This is a genomic window from Bacillus sp. PAMC28748, from assembly GCF_014250415.1.
Classification (GTDB): Bacteria; Bacillota; Bacilli; order Bacillales; family Bacillaceae; genus Bacillus; species Bacillus licheniformis.
In genome coordinates, this window is the sequence record NZ_CP060192.1 from 3,804,906 (window position 1) to 3,821,565 (window position 16,660).

At 42.8% G+C, this 16,660-nt stretch carries 18 protein-coding genes and 1 pseudogene; 3 read left to right on the forward strand and 16 right to left on the reverse strand.

What is annotated here, in order from left to right; all coding sequences use genetic code 11:
* Positions 1–15 precede the first annotated feature (15 nt).
* Entirely contained in the window at positions 16–270 is a 255-nt protein-coding gene (locus tag H7F26_RS19680; protein WP_009327878.1) for a DUF2624 domain-containing protein, read from the forward strand.
* A 27-nt stretch (positions 271–297) separates the two neighbouring features.
* Here H7F26_RS19680 and H7F26_RS19685 read toward each other — a convergent pair whose 3' ends face one another.
* Positions 298–1,191, reverse strand: coding sequence for a deoxyribonuclease IV (locus tag H7F26_RS19685; RefSeq protein WP_003183567.1), 894 nt, complete (start codon positions 1,189–1,191; stop codon positions 298–300).
* An 11-nt stretch (positions 1,192–1,202) separates the two neighbouring features.
* Positions 1,203–2,522 (reverse strand): DEAD/DEAH box helicase, encoded by a 1,320-nt coding sequence (locus H7F26_RS19690; protein WP_003183569.1) that lies wholly within the window; start codon positions 2,520–2,522, stop codon positions 1,203–1,205.
* A gap of 256 nt (positions 2,523–2,778) precedes the next feature.
* Between H7F26_RS19690 and vrrA the strand changes: the two genes are divergently transcribed.
* Complete coding sequence (gene vrrA / locus H7F26_RS19695) at positions 2,779–3,426, forward strand: VrrA/YqfQ family protein (protein ID WP_003183571.1); 648 nt, start codon at positions 2,779–2,781, stop codon at positions 3,424–3,426.
* 120 nt (positions 3,427–3,546) lie between these two features.
* Positions 3,547–4,491, forward strand: coding sequence for a 4-hydroxy-3-methylbut-2-enyl diphosphate reductase (locus H7F26_RS19700; RefSeq protein WP_003183572.1), 945 nt, complete (start codon positions 3,547–3,549; stop codon positions 4,489–4,491).
* Positions 4,492–4,518: 27 nt separating this feature from the next.
* On the opposite strand, the gene H7F26_RS19705 is transcribed toward H7F26_RS19700, so the two are convergent.
* The 14 genes and pseudogenes from H7F26_RS19705 to rpoD all read right to left on the reverse strand — a co-directional run bounded on the left by H7F26_RS19705 (position 4,519) and on the right by rpoD (position 16,539).
* On the reverse strand, positions 4,519–5,640 hold the full coding sequence (locus H7F26_RS19705; RefSeq protein ID WP_003183574.1) for a Nif3-like dinuclear metal center hexameric protein: 1,122 nt from the start codon (positions 5,638–5,640) through the stop codon (positions 4,519–4,521).
* A complete protein-coding gene (locus tag H7F26_RS19710) occupies positions 5,637–6,284 on the reverse strand; it encodes a tRNA (adenine(22)-N(1))-methyltransferase (RefSeq protein ID WP_025804967.1) in 648 nt (215 codons plus the stop codon). The genes H7F26_RS19705 and H7F26_RS19710 overlap by 4 nt, the downstream gene beginning before the upstream one ends.
* Positions 6,285–6,439: 155 nt before the next feature.
* Positions 6,440–7,164: pseudogene (locus tag H7F26_RS22095) on the reverse strand (endonuclease V).
* A gap of 213 nt (positions 7,165–7,377) precedes the next feature.
* Positions 7,378–7,602 (reverse strand): hypothetical protein, encoded by a 225-nt coding sequence (locus H7F26_RS19725; RefSeq protein WP_003183583.1) that lies wholly within the window; start codon positions 7,600–7,602, stop codon positions 7,378–7,380.
* Between the two features lie 222 nt (positions 7,603–7,824).
* Positions 7,825–8,484: a hypothetical protein gene (locus tag H7F26_RS19730; RefSeq protein WP_223307053.1), complete on the reverse strand. Its 660-nt coding sequence runs from the start codon at positions 8,482–8,484 to the stop codon at positions 7,825–7,827.
* Between the two features lie 268 nt (positions 8,485–8,752).
* Positions 8,753–9,157, reverse strand: a complete 405-nt coding sequence (locus tag H7F26_RS19735) for a hypothetical protein (RefSeq protein WP_003183588.1) — start codon at positions 9,155–9,157, stop codon at positions 8,753–8,755.
* A 521-nt stretch (positions 9,158–9,678) separates the two neighbouring features.
* Positions 9,679–10,188, reverse strand: coding sequence for an Imm6 family immunity protein (locus H7F26_RS19740; protein ID WP_009327873.1), 510 nt, complete (start codon positions 10,186–10,188; stop codon positions 9,679–9,681).
* 232 nt (positions 10,189–10,420) lie between these two features.
* Complete coding sequence (locus tag H7F26_RS19745) at positions 10,421–10,756, reverse strand: hypothetical protein (RefSeq protein WP_003183595.1); 336 nt, start codon at positions 10,754–10,756, stop codon at positions 10,421–10,423.
* 318 nt (positions 10,757–11,074) lie between these two features.
* Positions 11,075–11,584 (reverse strand): Imm6 family immunity protein, encoded by a 510-nt coding sequence (locus tag H7F26_RS19750; RefSeq protein ID WP_003183600.1) that lies wholly within the window; start codon positions 11,582–11,584, stop codon positions 11,075–11,077.
* A 16-nt stretch (positions 11,585–11,600) separates the two neighbouring features.
* A complete protein-coding gene (locus H7F26_RS19755; protein WP_003183602.1) occupies positions 11,601–13,610 on the reverse strand; it encodes a ribonuclease YeeF family protein in 2,010 nt (669 codons plus the stop codon).
* A gap of 24 nt (positions 13,611–13,634) precedes the next feature.
* A complete protein-coding gene (locus tag H7F26_RS19760; RefSeq protein WP_003183604.1) occupies positions 13,635–13,898 on the reverse strand; it encodes a YwqI/YxiC family protein in 264 nt (87 codons plus the stop codon).
* Complete coding sequence (locus tag H7F26_RS19765; RefSeq protein WP_003183606.1) at positions 13,898–14,332, reverse strand: YwqH-like family protein; 435 nt, start codon at positions 14,330–14,332, stop codon at positions 13,898–13,900. Before H7F26_RS19765 ends, H7F26_RS19760 begins: the two co-directional genes overlap by 1 nt.
* Positions 14,333–14,701: 369 nt before the next feature.
* Positions 14,702–15,061 carry a cytochrome c550 gene (gene cccA, locus H7F26_RS19770; RefSeq protein ID WP_003183607.1) on the reverse strand — a complete coding sequence of 120 codons (360 nt, stop codon included), beginning with the start codon at positions 15,059–15,061 and terminating at the stop codon, positions 14,702–14,704.
* 356 nt (positions 15,062–15,417) lie between these two features.
* A complete protein-coding gene (gene rpoD, locus H7F26_RS19775; protein ID WP_003183609.1) occupies positions 15,418–16,539 on the reverse strand; it encodes an RNA polymerase sigma factor RpoD in 1,122 nt (373 codons plus the stop codon).
* Positions 16,540–16,660 lie beyond the last annotated feature (121 nt).

The following is a 16,660-nucleotide window of genomic DNA, read 5'->3' on the forward strand; positions in this document are numbered from 1 at the left end:
AGGGGAGGAATGGACGTGATTTTATTTCAAAAGATCGTGCTGCAGCGTTTAAATCAGGTCACGGCTGACGAGGTGCTGAAGTACGCTAAACAATACGGAATTCAAGTAACAAGAAAACAGGCGCTTGAAGTGGAAAAGCTTGTGAAAGGAAAAAACATCAATATTTTTAATGAAGAAGAACGCAATAAACTGCTCAAGCAAGTGGAAGCGGTCACTTCAAAAGAAGCGGTGCAGCTATTGAACCAGCTGTTTGCTCAATACGTATCATAAAAGGGGAGCTGGTGTGCCCCCCTTTTTTTATTGCTGCTTGATTTTTTCAAGCAGCTCTTCATCAAACTGTTTATTTTTGAGCATTTCAATTTCAAACCGGTAAGGCGGCTTTTTGTTCTTTTTATCTTCTCCTACATAAGGCGTTTCAAGGATTTTCGGAATATCTTTCAGCTGATCGTGGTGAACGATGTATTGGAGCGCATCAAAACCGATTTCTCCGAATCCGATGTTTTCGTGGCGGTCCTTTCTCGCACCTCTGACATTCTTGCTGTCATTAATATGAAGCACTTTTAAACGGTCGATTCCGACAATTTTATCGAATTCGTTTAAGACACCGTCAAAGTCGGATACTACATCGTAACCCGCGTCATGGGTATGGCATGTATCGAAGCAGACGGATAAATGCTCGTTGTGTGTAACGCCGTCGATGATCTGTGCAAGCTCCTCAAACGTCCGCCCGCATTCTGAACCTTTCCCGGCCATCGTTTCCAAAGCGATCTGCACATTCTGATTCGGGTCGATGACCTCGTTCAATCCTTCGATGATTTTTTGAATGCCCGTTTCTGCGCCTGCGCCTACATGAGCTCCCGGGTGAAGAACGATTTGTCTGGCGCCGATTGCCGACGTCCTTTCAATTTCAGAACGCAAGAACTCGACACCGAGCTCAAATGTGGCCGGATTCGTTGTATTGGCAATATTGATAATATACGGGGCATGAACGACGATATCAGAGATGCCGTTCTCTTCCATGTGAGCCCTTCCCGCTTCAATATTCAAATCCTCGATTTTTTTCCTGCGCGTGTTCTGCGGCGCTCCCGTATAGATCATAAATGTATTGGCGCCGTAGGAGCTTGCCTCCTGACTGGCCGCAAGCAGCATATGTTTTCCGCTCATTGAGACATGTGAACCGATTTTCAACAAAACTGTTTCCCCTACTTTCCTTTTCTAAATTGCTTTCTTTTTTGCTGTCTTTTTATTTTTTGGATTTCCGTCTGCATTTTCTTCTTATATCCAGGCTTGACTTTTCTCGGTTTTTTCACAAGCCGCTTGGCGACCTCATCCGTTTCATCAGGCGTTCTTTTTCGGTTCTGACGGCGCTTGCGGTCATCGATCTTTTTCCACTCGCCTTTTTCAATCCTCATGTTTTCAAACACGATCCCCATCTGTTCAAGCTTCACAAGTGCATCTTCATCAGATGTATCATAAAACGTCATCGCTGTTCCGGATGTTCCGGCGCGCGCTGTACGGCCGACGCGGTGAACGTAAAAGTCAAGATCATCAGGCAGTTCATAGTTAATGACATGGCTGACGCCTTTAATATCGATTCCCCTTGCAGCCAAATCAGTGGCTATGATATAGGTGAATTCCAGATCGCCGATTTGCTTCATCACTTTTTTTCGTTCCCGCGGCGTAAGCCCCCCGTGCAGAAGTCCGACTTTCATCCCTTTGTCCGTCAGATAAGCGGCGATCTCGTCGGCCGTTGTTTTTGTATTGGCGAAAACAATCGCCAAATACGGATTTAAATGGGTCATGACCTCGAGCAGCAGCTCATTTTTATCCCTGTGCCTGGAAGGTATCAGCACGTGTTCGATTTTTTCAGCCGTGATGTGCTTCGGCTCAACATGTGCATACCTCGGATTGGCCATGTATTTTTTCAGGAAAGGCTTTAATTTTTCGGGAATCGTTGCGGAAAATACAAGCATCTGCAAGCCTTCCGGCATATGCGACCCGATAAAATCGACATCTTCCAAAAATCCCATATCAAGCATTAAGTCCGCCTCGTCAATAACGAGCGAACCGGCTTTATGAACATCGAGCGCCTGCTCCCTGATCAGGTCTGCAATTCGCCCCGGCGTACCTACCACCAGATGGGGCTGCGTTTTTAATTTGTCAATCGATTTTTGTTTATCGGTACCGCCGATGAAACATTTCGAACGAATCGCTTCATCAGGCCCTAAAAACTTGGTGATTTTCAGAACTTCCTGATGAATCTGGTTGGCCAGCTCCCTTGTCGGAGCCGTAATCACGACTTGAACGAACTCTTTTTCAGGATCGATCCTGCTTAAAAGCGGGAGCAGATAGGCGTGCGTTTTTCCCGTACCTGTCTGCGACTGCCCGATCGCGCTCTCTCCTTTCAGCGCCGCAGGGATTAACCGCTTTTGAATATCAGTCGGCTCATAAAATCCCAAGTGGTGAACAGCCTCTATAATAAACGGCTTTAAATCGTACATTTCAAATTTCGTTTGTTTCATTTTCCCAACTCCTTCTTGGAAAGCCGTTATTCCGGCGCTCCAAGCTTTATCCTATATGGCTGAATTGTGCGCTTATGTATCCTTTTTTATGCCGCACTGCTAAAAAAAAGGCTGATATCATGTCCATCATTAAATTATAACTGATCCTGCAGAAAAAAACCATCACCCCCGCCCTAATCGGGCCGGCGGACAAAGGCACTTTGCCACCGTTGGTGCATACCCTATCAAGAGAAGGATTTTGAAAGGAGGTACAAGTATGTTTCAGCAACAGCCGATGAGAAATCAGCCAAGACCGCAGGCGCCGCAAAGGCCCGGCAGAGCCTTGATGCCGAGACATCCGGGGATGGGAATGCAGCCCCCTCAAGCGCAGCAGCGTGGCCTGCAGCAGATGTTTCAGCCAATGGGCGCCGCCCAGCAGCAAGCAGGCGCGCGAGGAGGAGGGATTCAGGGGTTGCTCTCGAAATTTCTTCCCGGATCTGCCGCATCCGGGGGAACAGGAGCGGGTCTCGGCGGAACCGGAAGCGGCCTTGGAGGCATTCAGGGTCTGGCCAATCCGTCTACCATTTCAAATATGCTCGGCAATGTTCAAAAAGCGCTCGGCGTAGCCCAGCAAGTAACACCGATGATTCAGCAATACGGACCGCTCGTCCGCAATCTCCCCGGAATGGTGAAAATGTTCAGACAGCTGAATTCCGATGATACGGAAGCAGAAGACGGCGAACAACAAAAAGACGAACCGGAACACAAGACCGAAACGAGCGGCGAAAAGAAAGAAGAAATTAAAGTGTCATCCAAAAAACCCGAAAAATCCAAACCCGAAGAAATCAGAAAAAAACAGAGCCGTTCAGCCCCTCCGTCTGCAAAAAGAAAAACCGGAGGATCTAAACCTAAACTGTATATATAACATTCTTTGATATCTCCTGCGGGATCAGATATAATGAGGTCTATAGAGACTGCAAAAATAAGCCGTTTTTTACGGCTTTTTATCATGCCCGGCTCTTACTTCTTTATAGGAGGACTAAGAATGAACGTAATTAAAATATCGCCGCGCGGCTATTGCTACGGTGTCGTCGACGCCATGGTCATCGCAAAAAACGCGGCTCTCGATAAAAGTCTGCCGAGACCTATTTATATTTTAGGAATGATCGTTCACAATAAACATGTCACAGACGCATTTGAAAAAGAGGGCATTTATACGCTTGACGGCCCGAACAGGCTCGAGATTTTGAATCAGGTCGACAAAGGAACGGTGATCTTCACCGCTCACGGCGTTTCGCCCGAAGTCCGCAAAATAGCTGAGGATAAAGGTCTTGTCGCGATTGACGCCACCTGCCCTGATGTGACAAAAACACACGATTTAATCCGGAAAATGAAAGCCGAAGGCTATCACGTCATCTACATCGGAAAAAAAGGACACCCGGAGCCTGAAGGAGCGGTCGGCGTCGCCCCGGATATCGTTCATCTTGTTGAAACCGAAGAAGATGTGGAAAGGCTGGACATTGAAGCGGAGAAACTGATTGTCACGAACCAAACGACGATGTCCCAATGGGATGTCCACGATATTATGGAAAAGGTAAAAGAAAAATATCCGGATGTTGAATTCCACCAGGAGATTTGCCTGGCCACCCAAGTGCGTCAGGAAGCGGTGTCCGAACAAGCGAAAAAAGCCGATTTGACGATCGTTGTCGGCGATCCGAAAAGCAATAACTCAAACCGCCTCGCCCAGGTCTCCGAAGAAATCGCGGGCACGAAAGCATACCGGATCGGTGATTTAAGCGAATTAAAGCTGGAATGGCTTGACGGCGTAGAAACCGTCGCTGTAACGGCCGGCGCATCGACACCGACCCCGATTACAAAGGAAGTCATCCGCTTTTTAGAGCAATTCGATCATGAAGATCCGTCCACATGGAAGATCAGTCACGAAGTACCGCTGCATAAAATCTTGCCTAAAGTAAAAGCAAAAACCTGAAGCGCTAATAGCTTCAGGTTTTGTTTTTTATACAAACGTAAACGGATTCGTATTCGTATCCGATGGAAAGACCGAGACATCAAATTTTTTCTCCCGGCACATCGCTGTCAGCTTTTTTGCAACCCCGTTTTTCATGATTTGTTCAGCATAATGGCCGGGGTCAACTACATTCAGCCCGATCATCATGGCGTCGTGCGCCGTATGGAAATACAGGTCTCCCGTGACATATACATCAGCGCCCATACGTTTTGCATGATGGATGTATTTGTTGCCGTCACCGCCTAATACGGCGACCTTCTTCACTTTCGCATCAGACTTGCCCACCATCCGCGCTCCGTTCGCCTCCAACTTTTCCTTCACATATCGGGCAAACGCTTCGAGTGTCATCTCTTCATTCAATTCACCGATGCGGCCCAGCCCTTTTTGAAGCGGATTCTGCTCGACCGGATAAATATCAAAGGCCACTTCTTCATACGGATGGGCCTCACTCATCGCTTTGATCACGGATTTTTCAATACCCGCCGGATAAACGGTCTCGATTCTTACCTCTTCGACCCGTTCAAGCTCGCCCCGCTTGCCGATAAACGGATCAGCTTCAGATAGCGGCTTGAAGCTGCCGACTCCTTCTGCAGAAAACGCACAGTGGCTGTAGGCGCCGATATGGCCGGCTCCAGCGTCTCCAAGAGCTGTGCGTACCTGTTCTTCATAATCTTTCGGGACATAGACGGCAAGTTTTTTCAGCGGCTCTTCATAGGTTGGAACCAGAACTTTTGTGTTCTTTAATTCCAGCGCTTCCGCTAGCATGTCGTTGACACCGCCGTCAGCGACATCGAGATTCGTATGAGCCGCATAAACCGCGATATCATGCTTGATGCACTTTTCGATCAGCCTTCCGCCGGGCTGATCTGTGATGACATGTTTCAGCGGCCTGAAAACAGGGGGATGGTGCGCAATAATTAAATCAACGTTCTTTGCGATCGCTTCATCAACCGTTTCTTCGAGAACATCAAGCGTGACCATGACATTGGCCACCGTTTTGTTCAGCGTGCCGATTTGCAGGCCGATTTTATCTCCTTCAACGGCTAAAGACTTAGGCGAGAACTGTTCAAACAATTGAATGATTTCATGCCCGTTTATCGTTTTTGTCATCTTCTAAGTACCTCCTTTAAGATCTCTATCCGTTCTGACAGCTCAAGCAATTTTTGTCGATTTTCTTCACTCGGAGGAGCCGCTTCAATTTGTCGATAGATGTTTTCCGTATGTTTCAGCTCCTGCGACCATTTTTTGATAAAAACATCATTTTGTTCTTTGACCAAAAATGGGCCGACAAGCATGCCTGCCGCAAAGGAAACCCCATCGTAAGCCGCATCCCGATCGCCCGCTTCAGCCACGAGAACCTCATAGTACTTGCCGTCTTCTTCAAGGATCTCTTCATTGATCAGTGCATAGCCTTCCTGGTAGAGCCACTCTCTAATATGGTGAGCGTGGATATTCGGCTGTAAAACCAAACGCTCCTTACCTGAGAGCTTATCCTTGCCCGTTTTTAGAATGTGAGCAATGAGCGAGCCACCCATTCCGGCAATCGTGATCACATCGGCTTCGCCCTTTTCAATCACTTCAAGCCCGTCTCCTTTCCTGACGGATATGAGCGAACTTAACTGCAGTTTCTCAACCTGCTGTTTCGCAGAAAGAAACGGACCATCTGTGATTTCTCCGGCGATCGCGGCGCTTGCCAGGCGATTCAGCACACAATAGCAAGGCAAATACGCATGATCAGACCCGATATCAGCCACAACAGCCCCTTTTGTTATGTATTCCGCCACAGTCTGCAGCCTTTTCGATAACTTCAATTCATTCACAATCATCACTACTTTTCTAGATTCATTTTACTTTTACTATCATATAAAAAATCGCTTTACTTTCCAAGCTGGAACAGCAAATCAACATTCTACTCGGTCAATTTTGGATTCTCTCTGTAATATCCACGTAAAGTATGGGTCTCAAGATCCGCGAGCCGAACCGGAATCGGCAGCCTGCTTTCTCGATTGATTAAGCTCATCGCGATGTCATAACTGCTGTCTAAATCAATCAAATGTCCGCATGATAGAAATATCGGTTTGACATCTTGCCTTGTCCGCACCGCACGTCCGTAGACTTCGCCATCAATCACAATATCTGTATAAGCGCCGAATTTATTATCAGGCATCACAAAATCAGTTTGTTTTATTTTCAAGTAAGTTTTCGCAATGCCGATCGTTGGCTTTTCGAGAAAAAACGCAGCATGTGTCGCAATCCAATATGGTTAATATGGAGATAGCCATTCCCGTCAAATAAAAAAACATCCGGTTCAATCGTCAGCTTTTTAGCTGCCTTAATAATAAGCGGCAGCTCCCTAAAAGCAAGAAACCCTGCGATATAAGGCACGGCGATTTTCCCTGCACAATGTACTTTTTCAATGACACGCTTCGTATGAAAATCCAGCACGATGATGCTGCAGACACCAAATGCTTCACCATCTTTCTCCCAATAAGCTAAATCAACCCCCGCACAGGTTTGCAGAGCGTCTTTACTGATGGGGTTTTCTAGATTGATATGTTTTTTTAGTTTTGTTTGTATCGTTAAGAAGTCATTTTCTTGGTTTAAATTAAAATCGTGTATATTGTTGATGTTCATCTTTAAAAACCAACTTTCTACATGCCTTTTTTTGAACGCCTTTATCTAGATCATATCTAAATTGTTCAGTTCATTACCGGGACATCACTCCGATGCCGGACAGCAAGATGTCTTATAGAATGATCATTGTAAAAAAAGAGCCCCTTAACAAGCAAAAATTCGGGAGCTCTGTTTGTCTTTTTGTAAATCGGGTGATGTTTTAATCATTCATTATTATTCTTTATTTCTCAGCTTCATCGTCATGCTGTTTACACCTTCAAAAAGGGCGTCCCGTATGATTTCAGTGTAATTCTGGTAACTGTCGCTTTTGGCTTTAATGATATCTAAAACTTGTTTAAATTGTCCATCTACGATAATCGTAATGCCTTCGACCTTTTCACCTGTCTGATCATTCTCAAATTCCTCATTCAACATGGTTACCGTATCATTACTATTCATTAGAAACTCTCCTATCTTTTTTAAAATAAACTTTTCCCTTTATGATTTATCCAATACTTTTAATTTGTAGGAACTAGACTTGTAAAGTCCTCATAAACTCCAATCCAATGATTTTGGTATATATTCTTCATAACATGCTGGTTCTAGGTACATGGAATACAACTTTTTCTGACTAAAATCGATTAATAATGAGGGGCTGAAGTCAAACAAAGCATCGGCTGGCTATTTATATTGATGTTCGGCTGCTTTTTGAAGGGCGGCTTCTATGTGGTCCACTAATTTTTCCGGTCTTCTCGTTTCCATGTCTTCTAACGGGTTTTCCCAGTCCAAATTCTTAATTAATAGCATATAAAAAGTGCCTGAAGGCTCAATATCCACGTACCAGCCGACATCTAAAATCAAGCGGCTTTCTTTATGCTCCAACTGTAGTAATGATGACGTAAAGTTAAACCAGTCATCACTGTCCTCCTCTAACTGATCTGGATCGATATCAATTAGTTTATTATAAGAGACGGTCCATCCTTGAGGAATTCTAAGACGTAAATAGTCAGGAGGCCCTTCAAAAATGAAAAAGTTCCCTCCAAATGCCGCCGCTTCTATTTTCCAAATGATCCGTTCCAGCTCTTTTACTAGCTGCCTGCGATCTTCAACATTGATTGTGTCAATCGTTTCTCTATGATTGTCATAAATATGAATAAGATATTCATCCTGGCCTTTAATGATTTTGACCGCAGCATGATATCTTTGTTTTTCTAATTCTAATAATTTGGTATTTGGTTCAACTTTTTCATGTGTGTCGGTTAAGTCATTATATTTAACGAACCAGCCGCACGGTATATTTATAGGTTCTAATGATTTTATGGAATTAGACAAATCGTTCACTCCTGATTTGTATATTCGTCTCTTGAGTTCAGGTCTTGTCCTCTTATTTGTTTTATTACCAAGTTTTATACAAATAATGTGTCAGTACTTTACTATTTGCATTAGATGACTGACGGAGATCATTCTATTTCACAGCCAGACCAAACTGCCGACACTAGAATACAAAGGACTGTGTCCACAAGCTCTCCTACTTGGAGCAAGCAATAATCATGATCGTCTTCTTGTCTTTTATGTATGACAAAATGAAATATGAATAATTCTATATAGATCAAAATCCATGGTCAAAGTCTATTTCATACAAATCTACCCATTCTATAAAAATCGGCATTGATTTAGTGGTAGTAAACTCATTAATTATACGGTAAGCTAAACCACGATCTACATAGCTGCAAGACGGAACCTTCATTGGCTCCCCACCTACTAAATGTTCCACCGTTTCTATTTCAACATTTTTATTCATTGGAACGAGGTAGTCTGGATGTCTCATTATAAAGAACCCATATGGTTCATCATAAAAGAAAATTAACCATTCATCACAGCCCTCTACTTCAAAACATGAATCCCCGCTTCCTTGCTTCCAATAATCCTCGCCTTTTTCAAATACAATACTTCTTATAAAATCATCATTCGGGTTTTCAATTGGTTCTTCAACCGGTCCATTATACGTGATCATATTAATACCACCTTATTTGGTAGCCTCAATTATTATTGGCTTGTTACTCTTCCGTGTCTTTCATAAGCCCTGCATGAGATTCAGCATGAGTTAGTTGAGCATGTCCTAAGAGTTTTAGGTGTACTCTTTTTGAGCGGGACCCACTGTACTTCCCTTAAAAATATAGTGGCCTTTTGCGATTCTAATATGACAGTTGAATTTACATCAAAATGAGTTCTACTTTTAGTCGATGGTGTTTTGCCTAGTTGTTTGCTCTTTAGATATTTTATCAATATAATCGTCCAGCGTACAATTGTCCAATGAACGGTAGCACTGATGCTTACGGTGATTTTATCTATTTCCAGCTTGAGCCCCGAGACAATTTCCGCCCCTTTCAAATCCGCGTTTTTCACTTCATGATCCAAAAAAGGGTCTTCCATATAAGAATCGTATCCCCTGTGCTTGGCAATCAAGTGGTTTATTCTTAACTTTAGGAGCGGTTATTAAACATATATTTAACTTGCGATTGAGTTCTTTCATAATTAAAATAACTTTATAAACGCTTCTCTATTTGTGGGGATCTCCTCTTTTGCACTCTGATAAACCTCAATGCCCTTTCTTATCTTTTCAACCTCTTTCGATGTGATAAAACCAGTTTCCACCGTACTATTTAAAAAGATGGTAATGCTATCTTTATTTATACCCTCTAACGCTTGTGGCAAATGTTTTACTTTTTCTTTTTTATAAGCTTCCCAAGAAGTATAAGCGACAGCATCAACTAGTAGCGACCACAGCCTGGCAATATTCGAGTCTTCTTCTTCCTCAGCAAATTCTGAAATTCCTGTAAAGTCTGCGTTATCAATTAGCTCGTATAAGTCATCACCAGTAACGGCATGAGATTCAACCCATAACCAACATTTGTCCAATGCTTCTCTTCCTTCCGGATGCCTTTCATCATCTTTGCTGATTACAGAAAATACTCTTTCGGCAACTGTTAAAACAAAGCCTACTTTAACTTTATTTTGCAAATTGTCCAAAAATATATTATTCATGATACCCTCCCTTATTCACGCAGACAATTGGAGTGCCGATGTGGTCGGCTGTTCTACGAAGACGCTTTTCTTTATGCTCAAACCTGTAGGAAGTGATAGGCTGAACTTCGTTGTAATTCATTTACCTTTATATACATTAACTCATTGTCAACACTAACCTGTATCAAATTTCTAAAAAACCTTGAAAAGCATACAGCTAATCAAGGCTTGAAATGATTATATTTATTTTTTCTTATTCATTGCTGTTAGATGGGACAAACACAATAAATTCCCCTTTAGGATATGTTCCCTTCCAACCGCAAGGCCATCCGCCTTCTTTATATAACTCAAAAACCTTTTCATAAAAATTATTTGTTTTTCCATTGACCAACCGATTTAAAGCACACATTGTGAGGTCTCCTTCAATCTCCTCATGAATATCTACATAATCAAACGGAAGAAAATGTTCAGAGTAATTTTCATAGTCACCGAAATACTCGTATAATTCATCTTGCTGAGTAGCTAAATCTAAATCGTATATCTTTTCTGCAATATTTTCAGTTTCTAATGACTTAACATGCTCCCACACTGTATCAACTTCTTTAAATCTTGTGACCAGGCAAAATTTTGGGCATCACTAAAATTATTAATGACTCGCAAATTAGGGACATTAAAGTTCTCATTGAAAAACATCTTGTTATTACGAATAAAGCTCATTACTTCTTCGACTAATTGAGTGTTCTTACCAAAATTCATTTAGATAACCACCTTTTCAATAACTCTTCGGTTGCTTCACCGCCTCTGTTCCAAATAGGGAGCTTTTTATTTTTTCCACTTTTCTAAAATTCTTGATATTCCCATCCATTAGATAAAATAAGAAAGCTGGAATATCCCAACTTTCTTATTTTTATTCTACACTATTAAGTAAAAAATCTTGAATGCTCTCCCTGGAAATTTTTTTCTCCCCCTCTTTTTTCAAAAACTTCAAAAAAGCTTTTTCTTTTTGACCTGGATTTTTAGATAATAAACTAAAGTGACTATGAAATTCCTCAAATAACTCGTAAGAATCAATAGATTCGATGGTTTCAGGTAAATACTCATCTTTCTGATATTTATATGCTTTGTAAATTGTATAAGATATTGCATCAGCAATACATATCCAAGCATCTAGATCATCTTCATTTGATTCAAGCTGCATTAAAGTTAAAATCCCTGTGTCATCTAAATTTTCCAGGTAAGTATAAAGATCGTCTGCTTCTATATTCTTGTGTTCAAGCCACTTCCAGCAGGCATCTAATGCTTCTTTTATAAAATTGAAATCATTTGATTGTTTTAATGTAGGAACTATTGCTTCACAAAGTCCTAAATAATATGCAGATTTTAAATCATCATTCAATTCTTCCCATTCTTGAAACATATACTACACTCCTCAATTAAATATATTCACCATTTTTAATAACTAAATTCAATCTTCCGTTTGGCTTGATTCCTTGAATAGTCTCAGAAGTTACTTCTATCGTCAAATTAGGAAACATCTCGCTAAATTGCTTAAATACTCCAGCTGGTACATTCGGATTATTTAGTCCTTGAATACAGGTTGGACAAACCCCTTTAGGATTAGATTGGTGAATTTTTAATGTTCCTGTTATTTCAGCAGGATTTTTTCCTAAAGCTTCTACTTTGCTTATAAAATCATTTAACACGCCTTCTTCAGCATGTCTTGTTGCACTTGCGATTTTTCCTGGAGATTTTATAGGTCTATCTGGCATTACTGAGTCTAAATCGGGAAGCCCGGCTTCTTTTCTAACTTTAGGGGATCCACCCTCAAATACTAAATTTTCCAAACCTTCCACATCTGTCTTTCCAACCGCAACAGTGTCAGTTTTAGGAACATTCCATTTTTGGCGCAGAACACCTAAATCAGCTTTTCCAACATCTATTTTACTACCAGTCCTGGCTCCCTTACTGACGTTCCCCCCACCACTCACCATCTTCACAATTCCAAGCTCTTTCACCGGCGTTTTTTCAACATTCACGCGGACAATTGGGGTGCCGATGCGGTGGCCTGTTGCGGAGGCAGGCTGTTCGACGTAGACGCGGACGTTTGTCGGGACTTGGAAGGATTTCACCTTTTCAAGGATGTTGTTTCCTTTTTGCACCAGAGCTGCTTTTGGCGATTTGGCGAGCGGAATGTTTTTGCCGGCCGTTTTGGCCAATGTTTGAGCGCCGTGGTTTGCCGTTTTTGCGACAGCACCTGCACCGACGAGGCTCAAGGTGGCTTCGATCAGGCCTTGTTTCCGCCTCTCTTCAGAAACTTTGTTTCCAAACATGTCCTTGCCCGTGACGGCTTCTGAGAACCCATTTGAAGCGACAAGGCCGTAGGCGCCCATTTCCGTCATTTTCAAGACGTTCAACGTTTTTGAGGCTTTGTAGGCGTCAAGCGCGTGATCAGCGGCGATGAGTCCTTTTCCTGTTTTATAAATGGCTTTTCCGCCTTTGAAGGCTCGGCCTGCCCACCCTACGATCGGAATAAATCCTGCTGCCGCCATTGCTCCGGCGGCGACACGCTGGCCGTCTGTCAGCTTTTCTCCTGTGACCGGGTCGACGCCTTCAGCGGCTCTCTTATAATCATAATACCCGCTGACTTCTCCGACAAATGTTCCGGCAGCGTCAAGCGCTTTTAAATCCCAAGGCTTGTTCGCTTCTTCTTCTTGTTTTTCTTGAAGCCTGCGCGCTTCTGCCTGTTCATTTTTGAATTCAATATAATTGGCGGCTTGATTTTCGACTTCTATCGTATTTTTATAGATCTCGCTTGAGTGGAACGATTTCAAGCTAAAATACATCGGTGAGGCGGTTTTTCCATGACTTGTAGCTTCCATCAGCCCGGAATATTTGCCGAGCACGGCGCTGTCGAGCGCTTGTAAGTTTGTGTATTCGGTCTTGAGCGATTCATCCAGTTTATTCACAGCGTCGATGGTGTTTTGCCGAGTTGTTTGCGCTTTAGACATTTTATCAATATAATCGTCAAGCGTCCAATTGTCCAAATCAACGATATCGCTGATGCTTGCGATGATTTTATCCATTTCCAGCTTGAGCCCCGAGACGATTTCCGTCGCTTTCAAATCAGCGTTTTTCAGTTCATGATCCAAAAAAGAGACTTCCACATAAGAATCGGACAGCTTTTTGTCTTTTATGTCACCTGATACACCATTAAAAAAAGCAATCTGCGCTTCAACAAGCTTTAACCAGCTGTCAACGATCTCGGCCTGTCCCTTGTAGAAGTCTTTAATGTTATCCGCACCTTTCCCCTGAAAATCATCACCTAAATCGGCGACTCCGAGAAACGCTTTTTTGAGCGTTTGCAGTTGATCCTCAAAGGTTTCGTATTGTTTCTTGCGGTTATTCGCTGCTTCAATTAAAGAATGCGCTTCAAATACTTTCATTGAATTGTCCTCTCTAACCTCAGGCTATTTTCTGGCGATTGCTTTGTCCTGCTCTTTCAGCAAATCGACATTTTCCTTCGTATCCTTTATGTTTTTGTGTACGGCTTTTTTGTAATCGGCCACCATCTGATGAATGTTCTGCTCGCGTTCGTGGCACTTTGTCGTATATGTCAATTTATTTTTCCCTGCAGCTTTCGGAGGGTTTGGCAGGTCTAGGGCATCAATCGCCGCTCTTACGGCCTCCAGCTTTTTGATGACCGTTTCATGTTTCAGCTTGATTGTCGTCATTAAAACCAGCTCCAACTGTTTTTGATTGAGCGGATTTTATCGCTCAACTGATCAACCGCTTTTTCCCCCAGAGAAAGCAAATGATCCGCCTCTTTAGCTGCCGCTCCCGCCAATTCAAGGCTGTGCTTTTCAACTTCGAGCGCAAAAATTTTTCTCTCCAGCTGGGAAATATAGCCTTCGTACTTTCCGTTCACGATGTTGTACATAGATGTATGAGCCTCATCCCGTTCGCCATCAAAATCGTTGGCGAAGTCCCCTGTCCAGTGGCTGTTCAGATGAGGGTGCAAGATTTGCCTGATCTCGACAATCCCGGTTTCGTGTTCTTTCTCAATCTCCTTTTTTGCTGTTTTAACTCGTTCAATCCGCCTTTCTACATCGGCCAGCTTTTGGTTAATCGTGCTGTGGATATGATTCAATGTGCTCGCATGACTCATTTGATTCACCTCAGGGAAATACTCAAATAGACGGATGACAACAGGGCATCCGCTGCATTTTTTCCATTTATATAATAGTAAAATAGATGCAATCTTACTTAAATAGGGTGGATTGCTTATTTTTCCCTTGCAAAGATGAGTGAATCCTCCAGAAAAAGTAATAAAGACCTACTTTCGATAGCGCCGCACCGCCTGAAAGGATGGAATCGCAGATGCTGGAATAGTACAAATCACCCTATCGAGGCGACTCTTTTTCTAGCAAGAGCCTCATTGAACAAAAACAGAAAAAGGATTCGCCCGAAAGCTCTTTTCAAAGCTTTCTTTGCGAATCCTTTAAGTGATTAAACGGTTTTAGCCAATCTGGGAAAGCTATTTAATCTCTGACACCCATTTGGCCATATCATCAAGCTTTTCCGCCGGGACCAGTCCTCCCGGCATTCCGTTGCCGCCTTTTTCAATCTTTTCTTTAATCGCACCTGTATCCATCCGGTCCCCGACGCCTTTCAGTTTAGGGCCTGACACACCTTCATAATTCTCGCCGTGGCAGGTTACACAGTTCGCTTTGTAAATTTCTTCAGGCGAAGCATCGGCTTTGTCTTCTTGAGCTGTTTTATTCCCTTCGCCTGCAATTTCTTTTGCGTCATAAAGGCCTTTTATAGATAAGATAAAAACCAGTCCTATGCCCATAATGGCGATTAACAAAAATGGTATCAATGGATTGCGGTTCATTTTACATCCCCCTTTTTAATTTGCCCCTGCCCCTTATGTAAACAATTCTAATTCTACTTTAATTTTACAAAAAGTAAACCGGTTATGAAACAAAAGCTGATGAAGTTCACATTTTAGACAAAAAAATGGACGATGAAGCGATTGTTTATTTCCCATTTAAAAACCAGTTTTTGAATACGGTTACAACAACCATTATAAAGGGCTTTTCCTTCGATCTCAAGGTTATAATGACTCAAAATACACTTTTGGATATTTGCAAATTCGAAAGAAATTAAGTAAAATATAATCGGGTTACCAATAATAGCGCTTTCATTTCTTTTGTGAAAAAAAGAACGGATCTCCTGACCCGTTCAAGTTTATTCGAGAAAATCTTTCAAGCGTTTGCTTCTGCTTGGATGTCTTAATTTACGAAGTGCTTTAGCTTCTATTTGACGAATTCGTTCTCTTGTTACCCCGAACACCTTACCAACTTCTTCCAATGTTCTTGTACGACCATCATCAAGGCCGAAGCGAAGGCGGAGCACATTTTCTTCACGGTCTGTCAATGTATCCAGCACATCTTCAAGCTGTTCTTTCAGCAATTCATATGCTGCATGATCTGATGGAGAAGTCGCTTCCTGATCCTCAATGAAGTCTCCCAGATGTGAATCGTCCTCTTCACCGATCGGAGTCTCGAGTGAAACCGGTTCCTGGGCGATCTTTAGGATTTCACGGACTTTCTCAGGCGTCAGATCCATATCTTCCGCAATCTCTTCAGGCGTTGGCTCGCGGCCGAGATCCTGAAGGAGCTGCCTTTGAACACGAATCAGCTTGTTGATGGTTTCAACCATATGAACAGGAATCCTGATCGTTCTCGCCTGGTCGGCAATCGCCCTTGTAATCGCCTGTCTGATCCACCATGTCGCGTATGTGCTGAACTTATATCCTTTGCGGTAGTCAAACTTTTCCACCGCCTTCATCAGGCCCATGTTTCCTTCCTGAATAAGGTCAAGGAAAAGCATTCCGCGGCCGACATACCGTTTTGCGATGCTGACGACAAGTCTCAAGTTGGCTTCAGCGAGACGGCGCTTCGACTCTTCGTCGCCTTCCTCGATTTTTTTTGCGTATTCGATTTCTTCTTTTGCAGACAAAAGGTTTACCCGTCCGATTTCTTTCAGGTACATGCGGACAGGGTCGTTTATCTTAACGCCCGGAGGCACGCTTAAATCGTTAAGGTCAAATTCTTCCTCGGCCTTGGCCAGCTGTTGAATATTAGGATCCTCAGTTTCTTCGTTCTCGCTAATTAATTCAACGCCTTGTTCTCCTAAAAATTCATAATACTCATCCATTTGGTCTGATTCGATATCGAAGCTGGACATGCGCTCTGCAATTTCTTCATATGTGAGCACTCCGCGCTTTTTGCCGGCTTCTGTTAATTGATCCCTCACCTGTTCAAATGTGAATTCAGTTTCGGTCTCGTGAGCTTGTTTATCAGCCATTCATGGATCCCTCCTTCCAAAACTTACAGACGAATTCTAAAAGCATCCCGCTTTTTTGTTCCTATTTCACGAGTAAAGCCTTCTCTCTCATCTACGGCTTCACGGGAAAGCAAATCATAAA

Excerpts from the sequence above, each read along its gene's own strand:
- H7F26_RS19690 (WP_003183569.1), bottom strand. The coding sequence starts at position 2,522 with ATGAAACAAACGAAATTTGAAATGTACGATTTAAAGCCGTTTATTATA.
- vrrA (WP_003183571.1), top strand. The coding sequence starts at position 2,779 with ATGTTTCAGCAACAGCCGATGAGAAATCAGCCAAGACCGCAGGCGCCG.
- H7F26_RS19700 (WP_003183572.1), top strand. The coding sequence starts at position 3,547 with ATGAACGTAATTAAAATATCGCCGCGCGGCTATTGCTACGGTGTCGTC.
- H7F26_RS19705 (WP_003183574.1), bottom strand. The coding sequence starts at position 5,640 with ATGACAAAAACGATAAACGGGCATGAAATCATTCAATTGTTTGAACAG.
- H7F26_RS19725 (WP_003183583.1), bottom strand. The coding sequence starts at position 7,602 with ATGAATAGTAATGATACGGTAACCATGTTGAATGAGGAATTTGAGAAT.
- H7F26_RS19735 (WP_003183588.1), bottom strand. The coding sequence starts at position 9,157 with ATGATCACGTATAATGGACCGGTTGAAGAACCAATTGAAAACCCGAAT.
- H7F26_RS19740 (WP_009327873.1), bottom strand. The coding sequence starts at position 10,188 with ATGAATAATATATTTTTGGACAATTTGCAAAATAAAGTTAAAGTAGGC.
- H7F26_RS19750 (WP_003183600.1), bottom strand. The coding sequence starts at position 11,584 with ATGTTTCAAGAATGGGAAGAATTGAATGATGATTTAAAATCTGCATAT.
- H7F26_RS19755 (WP_003183602.1), bottom strand. The coding sequence starts at position 13,610 with ATGAAAGTATTTGAAGCGCATTCTTTAATTGAAGCAGCGAATAACCGC.
- H7F26_RS19760 (WP_003183604.1), bottom strand. The coding sequence starts at position 13,898 with ATGACGACAATCAAGCTGAAACATGAAACGGTCATCAAAAAGCTGGAG.
- H7F26_RS19765 (WP_003183606.1), bottom strand. The coding sequence starts at position 14,332 with ATGAGTCATGCGAGCACATTGAATCATATCCACAGCACGATTAACCAA.
- cccA (WP_003183607.1), bottom strand. The coding sequence starts at position 15,061 with ATGAACCGCAATCCATTGATACCATTTTTGTTAATCGCCATTATGGGC.
- rpoD (WP_003183609.1), bottom strand. The coding sequence starts at position 16,539 with ATGGCTGATAAACAAGCTCACGAGACCGAAACTGAATTCACATTTGAA.